Annotated in this window: 6 protein-coding genes and 1 pseudogene; 4 read left to right on the top strand and 3 right to left on the bottom strand. The window is 69.3% G+C overall.

All coding sequences use genetic code 11. The annotated features are described in order from the left end of the window. Positions 1–351, top strand: a 351-nt coding sequence (locus tag AOJ26_RS01305) for an Rv3235 family protein (RefSeq protein WP_234358398.1), incomplete at its 5' end; no start/stop codon positions are given. 143 nt (positions 352–494) lie between these two features. On the opposite strand, the gene secA is transcribed toward AOJ26_RS01305, so the two are convergent. Continuing rightward, entirely contained in the window at positions 495–3,335 is a 2,841-nt protein-coding gene (gene secA / locus AOJ26_RS01300; protein ID WP_053846268.1) for a preprotein translocase subunit SecA, read from the bottom strand. 271 nt (positions 3,336–3,606) lie between these two features. On the opposite strand from secA, the gene AOJ26_RS01295 reads away from it, so the two are divergent. After that, positions 3,607–4,179 carry a GNAT family N-acetyltransferase gene (locus tag AOJ26_RS01295; protein WP_053846267.1) on the top strand — a complete coding sequence of 191 codons (573 nt, stop codon included), beginning with the start codon at positions 3,607–3,609 and terminating at the stop codon, positions 4,177–4,179. A 50-nt stretch (positions 4,180–4,229) separates the two neighbouring features. Further along, positions 4,230–5,414 (top strand): winged helix-turn-helix domain-containing protein, encoded by a 1,185-nt coding sequence (locus tag AOJ26_RS01290; RefSeq protein WP_053846266.1) that lies wholly within the window; start codon positions 4,230–4,232, stop codon positions 5,412–5,414. Positions 5,415–5,425: 11 nt separating this feature from the next. Here the strand turns inward: AOJ26_RS01290 and AOJ26_RS01285 are convergent, their stop codons facing one another. Further along, entirely contained in the window at positions 5,426–6,172 is a 747-nt protein-coding gene (locus AOJ26_RS01285; protein ID WP_053846265.1) for a response regulator, read from the bottom strand. 202 nt (positions 6,173–6,374) lie between these two features. After that, on the bottom strand, positions 6,375–7,067 hold the full coding sequence (hpf, locus tag AOJ26_RS01280) for a ribosome hibernation-promoting factor, HPF/YfiA family (RefSeq protein WP_053846264.1): 693 nt from the start codon (positions 7,065–7,067) through the stop codon (positions 6,375–6,377). A 534-nt stretch (positions 7,068–7,601) separates the two neighbouring features. Here hpf and AOJ26_RS45140 point away from each other — a divergent pair. After that, positions 7,602–8,337, top strand: a pseudogene (locus AOJ26_RS45140) (hypothetical protein); the annotation flags it as partial.

Here is an 8,337-nt window from a genome sequence, read left to right as displayed (position 1 = left end):
GTCGTCCCCCAGCCCCGCCCCACCGACCTCTTCGCCGACCTGCTCGTCGCCGTCCTGAGCGGCCAGCGCCCCGTGCACTCGATGCTCCGGCACACCGCCGGGCGCGCCTACGACGAGCTGGCCTGGCTCGCCGAGCGCGGCCCCCTGCGCACCCGCGGCGCCCGCCCGGTCGTCCGGGACATCGGCTACTACGTCCCGCGCCGAGGCGCCGTGGAGGCCTTCGCCCGGATCGGGGCAGGCGACCAACTGCGCGCCATGGCCTTCCGGCTGGAACAGGGCCAGGACCTCCGCTGGCGCTGCACGGCGGTCGAACTGGGCGGCCCCCGGGCACCCCGTCCGAACGACGACTGAGAGCCCCGCGGAGGCCCGCGGAGGCCCGCGAGTGCCCCACACGCCGAAGGGCCGACCACCCCGAGGTGACCGGCCCTTCTTGCGACACGGCGCCACAGGCACCGTCACGTCGATCAGCTGCGGCGTCCAGGACGCCGCACGCACTACTTCTTGCGGCGGCCCCGCGCACGGGACTGCTTGCGGCGCTCCGCGCGCGTGAGGCCGTCCGCCTCGGAGCGCACGGGCTCGTCGTCGTCGGCGAACTCGCCCTCGATGACACCGCCCTCGCCGTCCACGGTCGGCGCGGAGAAGTGCAGGTCCCTGCGCTGCGGGGCGTCGAGGCCCTTCGCGCGGATCTCGGGACGCGCACCGGCCTGCGCCGGAACTGAGTCCTGCTTGGCCAGGGACGGCTTCTCGTCCTCGACCGGGACCTCCTCGACCTGCTGCTCGACCTGGACCTCCAGGTTGAACAGGTAGCCGACGGACTCCTCCTTGATGCCCTCCATCATGGCGGTGAACATGTCGAAGCCCTCGCGCTGGTACTCGACCAGCGGGTCCTTCTGGGCCATCGCGCGCAGGCCGATGCCCTCCTGGAGGTAGTCCATCTCGTAGAGGTGCTCACGCCACTTGCGGTCCAGGACCGACAGCACGACCCGGCGCTCCAGTTCACGCATGATCTCGGAGCCGAGCTGCGCCTCGCGCGCCTCGTACTGCTCGTGGATGTCGTCCTTGATGGACTCGGAGATGTACTCGGCGGTCAGGCCCGCGCGGTCGCCGGCCGCGTCCTCCAGCTCCTCGACGGTGATCTTGACCGGGTAGAGCTGCTTGAACGCGCCCCACAGCCGGTCGAGGTCCCAGTCCTCCGCGAAGCCCTCGGCGGTCTCCGCCGCGACGTACGCGTCGATCGTGTCGTCCATGAAGTGCACGATCTGCTCCTGGAGGTCCTCGCCCTCCAGGACACGGCGGCGCTCGCCGTAGATGACCTCGCGCTGGCGGTTGAGGACCTCGTCGTACTTCAGGACGTTCTTGCGGGTCTCGAAGTTCTGCTGCTCGACCTGCGACTGAGCGGACGCGATCGCGCGCGTGACCATCTTGTTCTCGATCGGGACGTCGTCCGGGACGTTCGCCATCGACATCACGCGCTCGACCATCTGGGCCTTGAACAGGCGCATCAGGTCGTCGCCGAGGGAGAGGTAGAAGCGGGACTCGCCGGGGTCGCCCTGACGGCCGGAACGACCGCGCAGCTGGTTGTCGATACGGCGCGACTCGTGCCGCTCGGTGCCGAGGACGTAGAGCCCGCCGAGTTCCTTGACCTCCTCGAACTCCGCCTTGACCGCCCGCTCGGCCTTCTCCAGGGCGGCCGGCAGTGCGGCGGCCCACTCCTCGATGTGCTCCTCGGGGTCGAGGCCGCGCTGGCGCAGCTCCGCCTCGGCGAGGTCCTCGGGGTTGCCGCCGAGCTTGATGTCGGTACCGCGGCCGGCCATGTTCGTGGCGACGGTGACGGCGCCCTTGCGGCCGGCCTGGGCGACGATGATCGCCTCCCGGTCGTGCTGCTTGGCGTTGAGCACCTCGTGCTGGACGCCGCGCTTGCTGAGCTGCTGCGAGAGGTACTCGGACTTCTCGACCGAGGTGGTGCCGACGAGGATCGGCTGGCCCTTCTCGTGCTTCTCGACGATGTCGTCGACGACCGCCTCGAACTTCGCGACCTCGGTGCGGTAGATCAGGTCCGACTGGTCCTTGCGAATCATCGGCTTGTTCGTCGGGATCGGCACCACGCCGAGCTTGTAGATCTGGTGGAACTCGGCGGCCTCGGTCATGGCCGTACCGGTCATGCCGCACAGACCGGGCTGTTCCTTGCCGTCGTGGTCGTGGCGCTTGTAGAGGCGGAAGAAGTTCTGCAGGGTGATCGTGGCGAGGGTCTGGTTCTCGTCCTTGATGTCCACCCCTTCCTTCGCCTCGATCGCCTGGTGCATGCCCTCGTTGTAGCGGCGGCCGGCGAGGATACGGCCGGTGTGCTCGTCGACGATCATGACTTCGCCGTCCATGACGACGTAGTCCTTGTCCTTCTTGAAGAGCTCCTTCGCCTTGATGGCGTTGTTCAGGTAGCCCACCAGAGGGGTGTTCACCGACTCGTAGAGGTTGTCGATGCCCAGCCAGTCCTCGACCTTGCTGACACCGGACTCGTGGATGGCGACCGTGCGCTTCTTCTCGTCGACCTCGTAGTCGCCGGTCTCCTCGATGCCCTTGAGCGGGTTGCCGGCCTCGCCCCTCTTCAGGCGGGTGACCAGCTTGGCGAAGTCGCCGTACCACTTGGTGGCCTGGTCGGCCGGGCCGGAGATGATCAGCGGCGTACGGGCCTCGTCGACCAGGATGGAGTCGACCTCGTCGACGATGGCGAAGTTGTGGCCGCGCTGGACGAGTTCGTCCTTGGACCACGCCATGTTGTCGCGCAGGTAGTCGAAACCGAACTCGTTGTTCGTGCCGTACGTGATGTCGCAGTTGTACTGCTCGCGGCGCTGGGCCGGCGTCATGTTCGCGAGGATGCAACCGACGGTCAGACCGAGGAACTTGTGGACGCGGCCCATCATCTCGGAGTCGCGCTCGGCCAGGTAGTCGTTGACCGTGATGAGGTGGACGCCCTTGCCGGACAGCGCGTTCAGGTACGCGGGCAGGGTGCCGACGAGCGTCTTGCCCTCACCCGTCTTCATCTCGGCGACGTAGCCGAGGTGGAGGGCGGCGCCGCCCATGATCTGCACGTCGTAGTGGCGCTGGCCCAGCGCGCGCTTGGCGGCCTCGCGCACGGTGGCGAACGCCTCGGGCAGCAGGTCGTCCAGGCTCTCACCGTCGGCGTACCGCTGCTTGTACTCCTCGGTGAGGGCCCGCAGCTCGGCGTCGGAGAGGTCGACGAAGTCCTCTTCGATGGAGTTGACCTGGTCCGCGATGCGGTGCAGCTTGCGCAGGATCTTGCCTTCGCCTGCACGCATGATCTTCGAGAGGACGGACACGGGGGTTGGTCTCCTTGCCGGTCGGGCCTGGGACGGTCGGTTTCCATTTGGCTTACTGAGCAACGGCCATCGTATGCGAGGACCCCGCCGCGTCGGGAGGCCTGCCGGGTAGGCCGGCTGTCAGCTCTTTCAAATCTGCTTCAAAGGGGACAACGGGCGGGGAACGCCGATGGTGCCGCGCCCCGCTCACGAATTGCGCGAATTGTGATCACCCGCTCACTCACAGCGAAAACGATGGCGTCCGACCCGAACACCTGAGCAGAATCGGCCGATGGAATCCGTCACGCTGACCACGGACCGTCTCCTGCTGCGCCCGCCCACCCCACGGGACACCGAGACCGTCCTCGCGGCCGTGCAGGACCCCGACATCCTGCGCTGGACCACGATCCCCTCCCCCTACCTGGTGGAGCACGCCCGGAGCTTCACGGAGCAGCTCGTTCCGACGGGCTGGGCGAACGGCACCACGTTCACCTGGGGCCTCTTCCTCCCCGAGGAGGAGGAACTGGTGGGCATGCTGGGTCTGACCATGCGTGCGCCGGGCGCGGCCGAGATCGGCTTCTGGGCCGGCAAGGAGCACCGCGGCAGGGGCTACGTCACCGAGGCCGTGCACGCCGTCTCCCGCTGGGCCTTCACCGAGCTGTCGATCGACCGCGTGGAGTGGCGTGCGGAAGTGGGCAACCAGCCCTCCCGCGCGGTGGCGGAGCGCGTCGGTTTCGTCCTGGAGGGCGTCCAGCGCTCCGGCATCACCCACCAGGGCGTGCGCCGGGACTGCTGGGTGGGCGCGCTGCTCCCGTCGGACCTGGGCCTGCCGTCGACGGTGCAGTACCTCCCCGCGCCTCGGTAGATCCCCAGGGCACTCCGCATTGTCAGTGCCGGGCTCTATCGTTCGGACCCATGACGACTCCGCGTCCCACCACCGACCTCTCGGCCGACGAGGCCCGCCGCATCGTGCTGCGCGCCCAGGGCTTCCTCGGCACTCCCGACCGCCGGGCCGGAGTCCGCGGCGTCCTGCGTCACCTCGGCGCGGTCCAGCTCGACACCATCTCGGTCCTCGCCCGCTCCCACGAGCTGATCCCGTACGCCCGTCTCGGCGCGGTGGGCCGCAGGACGGTGGAGGACGCCTACTGGACCGACACGCACGCCTTCGAGTACTGGTCGCACGCGGCGTGCATCCTCCCCATCGAGGAATGGCCCCATTTCGCCTTCCGCCGCCGCGCCTACCGCAGCCGCCCGCACTGGAACCACCAGCTCCCGGACGGCACCTACGACCAGGTCATCAAGCAGCTCCGCACCGAGGGCCCCCTCACCGCCACGGAGTTGGGCGGCGCGAAGAAGACCAGCGAGTGGTGGGACTGGTCCGGCACCAAGGTCGCCGTCGAGCGCGCCCTGATGTACGGCGAGGTGGTCTGCGTGGAGCGCCGCGGCTGGAAGCGGGTGTACGACCTCGCCGAGCGCGCCGTCCCGGCCGATCTGCTCCACGACGAGCTGGACGACACCGAGTGCGTGCGCCGCCTGGTCCGGCTGGCGGGGCGGTCGCTGGGCGTCGGCACCCGCGCGGACATCGCCGACTACCACCGCCTCAAGGGCGAGCAGGTCGACGCGGTTATCGCCGACTCGGGCCTGGTGCCGGTCACGGTCGAGGGCTGGGGCAAGCCCGCCTGGGCCGATCCCGCGGCCCTGGAGACGCCCCCGCGCGGCCGCCACCGGACCACGCTGCTGTCCCCGTTCGACTCCCTGATCTGGGAACGCGCACGCACGGAGCGCATCTTCGGCTTCACCCACCGCCTGGAGGCGTACGTCCCCAAGCCCAAGCGGATCCACGGCTATTTCGCGATGCCGGTGCTGGCGGGTGGCCGTCTCGTCGGCCGTGTGGATCCGGCCCGGGAGGGCGGCACGCTGGTGGCCAGGCAGGTCAGTCTGGACGGCCCGAAGGCGGTTCCGGCGGTGGCCCAGGCGCTGGTCGAAGCGGCGAGCTGGGTGGACTGCACGGACATCCGCGTCGAGCGGGTGGACGCGCCGGAGCTGCGCGAGCCGCTCACCGCGGAGGTGACCCGGGCCCTGGCGGCGGCCCTGCGCTGACCGCTGCCGGGTCAGCGGATCTCGAGGATCTTCTCCCGCATCGCGTAGACCACGGCCTCCATCCTGGAGTGCAGTTGCAGCTTCTCCAGGATGTTGCGCACGTGGTTCTTCACGGTGTTCTCCGAGATGAACAACTCCTTCGCGATGTCGCGGTTGTTCATCCCGGTGGCGACCAGCTTGAGGACTTCCAGCTCCCGGTCGGTCAGCCGCGGGGCCGGCACGAGACGGCGCTCGTCCGTCCGCTGGATCATCGACTTGAACTCGGTGAGCAGCTTCGACGCCATGGAGGGGCTGATCTGCGACTGCCCGTCGGCCACGGCGCGGATGGCGGTGGCCACCTCGTCCGTCGAGATCTCCTTGAGGAGGTATCCGGTCGCGCCCGCCTTGATGGCGTCATAGAGGTCGGCTTCCTCGTCGCTGATCGTCAGCATGATGATCTTGGCGCTGGGTGCGACTTCCTTGATGGAGGTACAGGCCTCGATCCCGCCCCGCTTGGGCATCCGCACGTCCATCAGAACGATGTCCGGCAGCAGGTCGGCGGCCTTGTCGACGGCCTCGGCACCGTCGCCCGCCTCCCCGACGACCTGGATGTCCTCCTCGGCCGCGAGCACGATCTCCAGTCCGCGCCGGAAGAGGGCGTGGTCGTCCACGACGAGAACCCGGATCGGCTCCTTGCGTGGAGAGCCCGTGTCCGCGCCCATGCCGACGGCGCCGTCGCCGGCGTCCGCGCCGTGCAGCGGTCCGAAGCTGTCCGCCATCGTTCCTCCCCCTGAAGGCTGTGGCTGGTCCTGTGCCATCGCCAACCCAAGGCAACGACCCACCGGTTGGGCCGGTGGGCCCATGATTTCATGCCCGGACGACAGTGAGGTGACAGAGCGGTGCGCGAAGTGGTCGCACGCGGGTGCCCCTGGGGGCGCACACGCGCTCCAGGGGCACCGGCTCGTCTGTCATCCGGGAGGGTCAGCTGCCCGTCGTGTCGCCGGCCGCGGGAGAGTGCGCCCGGGCGACCATCGGGTCCGTGCTCAGGTGGATGACGCCGTAGTCATAGGCGTGCCGCCGGTAGACGACACTCGGTTCCTTCGTCTCGGAGTCGACGAACAGATAGAAGTCGTGCCCGACCAGCTCCATCTCATAGAGCGCCTGGTCGAGGGTCATCGGGGAGGCGACGTGGGTCTTCTCGCGGACGACCAGGGGGCCTTCACCCTTGATCTCCAGCGAGCCGATCCTCTTGGTGGGCACGCCGTCCGACTCGTCCTCGTGGACGGGGTGGCCGTTGCCGTTCAGCGTCGCCGCGTCCGGAACGTGGTCCGGGACCTCGGCCGCCGTGAGCCGCCGTGCGCCCCTGCGTGTGTGGCGCTTGTCGTGCTGCTTGCGCAGCCGGGCGTCCAGCTTCTCCGCCGCCAGGTCGAGTGCCGCGTACGGATCGCTGGCTGCCGCTTCCGCCCGGATCACCGGACCGCGGGAGCGGAGCGTGATCTCCACTCGGTCACAGCGGTCGGCCTGTCGGGGGTTCGGCTCCTTGGACACCTCGACGTCGAGGCTGATCACCTTGCCATCGAGCTTCTGGATCTTCTCCAGCTTCAGCTTCTCGGCCACGTGCTTGCGGAACCGCTCGGGCACCTCGGTCTTGCGGCCCTTGACGACGATGTCCACGCAGAACTCCGTTCCCGGATCGCTCCGCCTCGATGCGGAGCATCTCCCTTTTGCACCAGGCTCCGGTGAGTCCCGGAACCTCGGACTCGGTGACGTCCACCTCCTCCCCCGCGGGCAAGATCTCCATTCCACCGTCGCGGGTGATGGTGGAAATCCCGCGGGCACGGCATTCGGATTTGCGAGGTGTGGCCTGCGCCTTTCTCTCACAACCGAACATATCTCGCCTGGACGGATGTCGTCACCCTCTACCGCGGCGTACCTCCGTTCAGGTGAATTGACTCTCTCGTAACCTGCAACGATGCAACTTCGCAGTCAGTTCCGGTTTATTTCGAAGGAATCCGGCGAGGCCGCGACCACGGCCGCGCAGATGACGTCACCGACGCCATGGGCGCCCGCCGTTGTCGTCAAGCAGCGCTCCCGGTCCGCGTCCTCCTCCGCCACTGCGATCATCCGTTCCCCCATGCCTTCCCGAGTTGCAGCGGTGTACACGAGGCCTGTCGGATCATCGCCACATCTGGCCACCGCTCGTCCACCGTGGCGTCCTCTGCGGCCCTGCCGTCGTTCACCCTGAAGTCCGTCCGTCCCGTGCTGCGCGCGGCCCCGCTGTCCCGCTGGTCCCGGCCGCCCATGCCCTTGCGGTCCACCTGTCTCCGACTGCCCGCGACCGCCGTGCTCTGCACCTCCCTGTTGCCGTTGATCACGGCGCCAGACGACCGTCCGTTCACCACGGCACGCGATGCCCTGCCGCGCGCTCGCTGCCAGACCCTCACGAGCCAAACCCGCGCGGCTCTCCCACGCCCTCGCCTCCCGAACCGCGCGCGCCGCCTCGGTCAGGGACGCGCCCGTCGTCATCAGGTCGTCGACCAGCACGACCAGCCCCTCGGACAGGAGCCGTCCACCACCGGGCACCACGGTCAGCGCGCCGGCGAGATTCTCCCTTCGCTGCCGGGAGTTGAGCCCGGACTGGTCGGCCACGCCCCGCCGCTGCCGCAGTACGGCCACCACCCGCACCGGCATCCCTGCCCGCCTCAGCTCACCCGCCGCCGCGAGCGCGATCCGCCGCGCCGGATCATGCCCCCGAGCCCGAACCGCCCGCCGCGCGGACGGCACGGGAACGAGCAACACCGGTACGCCAAGCCCCTCGCCCGTCCGACCGCCACCGACGTACGCAGGGGACTGCGGACCACCGGGGCGGGCAGCCAGGACCTCCGCTCCCGTAACGCCAGCCCCCGCCTGTGCCCCGGCTCCCGACACACCGCCGCCACTGCCC

This window comes from Streptomyces sp. NRRL B-24085, from assembly GCF_001282115.1.
Lineage (GTDB): Bacteria > Actinomycetota > Actinomycetes > Streptomycetales > Streptomycetaceae > Streptomyces.
The sequence above is the reverse complement of the archived record's forward strand: the minus strand, read 5'-3'. Positions and strand labels throughout refer to the sequence as shown.

Coding starts and splice junctions, on each gene's coding strand:
- AOJ26_RS01285 (WP_053846265.1), bottom strand. CDS start 6,172: ATGGCGGACAGCTTCGGACCGCTGCACGGCGCGGACGCCGGCGACGGC.
- AOJ26_RS01295 (WP_053846267.1), top strand. CDS start 3,607: ATGGAATCCGTCACGCTGACCACGGACCGTCTCCTGCTGCGCCCGCCC.
- AOJ26_RS01290 (WP_053846266.1), top strand. CDS start 4,230: ATGACGACTCCGCGTCCCACCACCGACCTCTCGGCCGACGAGGCCCGC.